Below are 1457 nucleotides of genomic sequence, written 5' to 3'. Positions count from 1 at the left end.
TTGAGCCCACCCACCAACTTGCTCGGGTCGGGCGTCAGGTAACGGCCAGTCTCGGGATTGTAGTAGCGGTGCCGGTTGTAGTGCAGGCCGCTTTCGGGGTCGAAGTATTGGCCCTGGAAGCGCAGCGGTTGCTCAAGCTGTTCGCCGCCACCGTGCGTGAGTTCAGTGAGTTTGCCGTAGCCGTTGTAGCGCGCCGACCAGACGATCTGGCCGCTGTAGCTGGTCAGTTCCTGGGGCGTGCCCAGGTGATCGAGGTGGTAGTAGAACGGCGTGGCTTTTTCCGGGCCTTCGCCATCGAGCATCGCCAGCGGGCGGAAGGTGCCCGGTTCGTAGACGTAGCTGCGGTGGTGGCGCGGGCTGTTTTCGGCGACGACCTGGTCGCCTTGCCAGAAAAACTCCGTGGTCAGGCCGTCCACGGTCTTGCTGATGCGTCGGCCAAAGGCGTCGTAGCGGTAGGACGTTTCGCGGCCGTTGGCCGTGGTGACGCCGATCAGGCGGTGCTGGCTGTCGTAGCGGTAGGCGCTAACCAAGGTTTGGCCGCGGCGTTCGCGGATCAGGTTGCCGAAGGCGTCGTAGTCGTAGTGGCGGTCGCCCTCCTTCAGCAGGCGGTTGCCCTTGAGGGTGGTCGGGCCGGGGCGGTCCTGCATCATCAGGTTGCCGGCCGGATCGTGGCAGAAGTGTTCCGGCGGTTCGCTGTGGGAAAAGTCGATGCGGGTCAGGCGATCCAGCGGGTCGTACTGGTAGCTGCGGCGGCTTCGGTTGTCGGAAAGGGTTTGCAGGTTGCCCTTGGCGCTGTAGGCATAATCGCGCCAGAACAGTTGYTGCTGTTGGYTCTGCCACACGGTCTGGGCCTTGAGGCGGCCCTGTTCGTCGTAGTCGTAGTCACTGAGCAGCCGGCCCTGCTGGCGTTGCCGTTCGCGTCCGCCGACAAAGCGGTGTTCGGTCAGGCGCGTGCCGTTGAGGTCGATGGCGGTCAGTGCRCCACCYGGGGCATGGTGGTAGTCGAKCTGGCTGTCGTCCGGCAGGCGCAGGTGGTTGAGGCGCCCGCAGGCGTCGTAGCGATAACGCAGGGTGCCCCAGCCCTGGTGCTCGCAGACCAGCCGATCCTGGGCGTCGTACTCAAAGGCCAGGGGATGATCGCTGCCGTCGTTGACGTGGACCAGCCGGCCCAGTTCGTCGTAGCGGTACTCGATGACCTGGCCGTCGGGCAAGGTCTTGACCCGCAGCCGCCCGGCCGCGTCACGCTGGCACTGGGTGAGCCGTTGCGAACCGTCCTCGCCGTGCTCGGTTTTTTCCAGCAGGTGGCCCTTGAGGTCGTAGGCGTAGGCGGTGCGTTGGCCGTCGAAGCCGACTTGCTGTCGGATCAAACCGTTGGGCGTGTAGTCCAGCTGATATTTTTCGCCGGATTCGTTTTCGATTTCGGTCAGCAACAGCCGCGCCGAGTCGTAGCGGTACTT

The 1457-nt window shown here is 64.6% G+C and carries 1 protein-coding gene; it reads right to left on the bottom strand.

The features are described from left to right. The coding region (locus tag AB4Z20_RS27940) for an RHS domain-containing protein (RefSeq protein WP_442091219.1) at positions 1-1457 on the bottom strand (1457 nt) is incomplete at both ends.

The sequence above is a fragment of the Pseudomonas sp. KB_12 genome, from assembly GCF_052114545.1.
GTDB lineage: Bacteria > Pseudomonadota > Gammaproteobacteria > Pseudomonadales > Pseudomonadaceae > Aquipseudomonas > Aquipseudomonas brassicacearum.
The sequence above is the reverse complement of the archived record's forward strand: the minus strand, read 5'-3'. Positions and strand labels throughout refer to the sequence as shown.